The sequence below is a fragment of the Mesorhizobium kowhaii genome, from assembly GCF_042431665.1.
GTDB lineage: Bacteria > Pseudomonadota > Alphaproteobacteria > Rhizobiales > Rhizobiaceae > Mesorhizobium > Mesorhizobium kowhaii.
Genome location: NZ_JBHLYT010000243.1, coordinates 1 through 1,114 on the forward strand (window position 1 = coordinate 1; position 1,114 = coordinate 1,114).

Annotated in this window: 2 protein-coding genes; both read right to left on the minus strand. The window is 61.4% G+C overall.

The window, feature by feature from the left end; translation table 11 throughout:
- A partial coding sequence (locus ACFFNA_RS40535) for a hypothetical protein (protein WP_378926053.1) occupies nucleotides 1-204 on the minus strand: 204 nt, incomplete at its 3' end.
- Nucleotides 201-977: an IS21-like element helper ATPase IstB gene (gene istB, locus ACFFNA_RS40540; RefSeq protein ID WP_206073656.1), complete on the minus strand. Its 777-nt coding sequence runs from the start codon at nucleotides 975-977 to the stop codon at nucleotides 201-203. The genes ACFFNA_RS40535 and istB, both read right to left, overlap by 4 nt.
- Nucleotides 978-1,114 lie beyond the last annotated feature (137 nt).

Consider the following 1,114-nt stretch of genomic DNA (forward strand, 5'->3'; position numbering starts at 1 on the left):
TTTTTCGATATCGCTGTGATCGGTCGGTGTTCGTTGCTGCTCCTGGATAAGTTCCTGGAGTTGGACGCCGTAGTGAGACCAGATGCTATCGGCGAGATCGTTGAGGAGCTCGAAGACAGCGAGCGCCTGTTCGGGTGTCCATTCGGGATTGATGAGGAAGTGGATACCACGACTGAGGCCGGACGGTTGAGGATCTGGTTTCATGCTGCGGGCACCTTTTCGCCGGAGGAGCGGCTGGTGCGTTTTTCGCGCTGTGCCTTTGATCGCTCGGCCGCTTCCTTGAAGCGGTAGGAATCGCCTTCGATGGAGATCACCTCGGATCGGTGCATGAGGCGGTCGACGAGGCTGACGACGCAGGCGGCATTGGGAAAGACCTCCGACCAATCAGCGAAGGGTCTGTTGGTGGTGATGATGGTTGAGCGTTTTTCGTAGCGCCGGCTGATGAGTTCGAACAGCAGGTCCGCATGACGGTTCGAGTAGGACAGATACCCGACCTCGTCGATCGCAAGAACGTCGGCGGCGGCGTAGTGGTGAAGGCGTCGGCGCAAGGCTGCGTCGCTGTCGAGGGCGGCGAGTTCGCCGAGCATCTCGCTGGCGGTTCGGAAGACGACGGTGTGACCGCAGATGAGCGCCTGGTGAGCGACATTGCGAGCAAGTGTCGATTTCCCGACGCCGTTGGGGCCGATAAAGACGATGTTGGCGGCATCGTTCATGAAGGACAGGGTCATCAGATCCTCGACGGCGGCGCGGTCGATGCGGCGAGGCCAGTGCCAGTCATAATCGGACAGTTGCTTGAAGTGGCCGAGCCTGGCGGCACGCGTGCGTCGCCGCATCGAACGGTCGGAGCGCTCCTCTTCTTCCCATTGAAGGACGGCGGCCAGCCAGTCCGCGTCAGCGATTTCGTCCCAATGGGTGATCAGGCCATTGAGGCGCAACGCCTTGGCCCGGTTGAGCAGGATGTCGGGATTATTCATCATCTTTGCCTCCAAGGGTCAGTTGGTCGTAGCTGTCGAGGCGATGCGGCCGTACCGTCGTATCCTTGCGCCGCACGTGTTCGGGCAGGCTCGTTTCGACCGGCGGCGGAGCACCGCGGGCGACCCGGCGGCGTTCCAGT

Excerpts from the sequence above, each read along its gene's own strand:
- istB (WP_206073656.1), bottom strand. The coding sequence starts at position 977 with ATGATGAATAATCCCGACATCCTGCTCAACCGGGCCAAGGCGTTGCGC.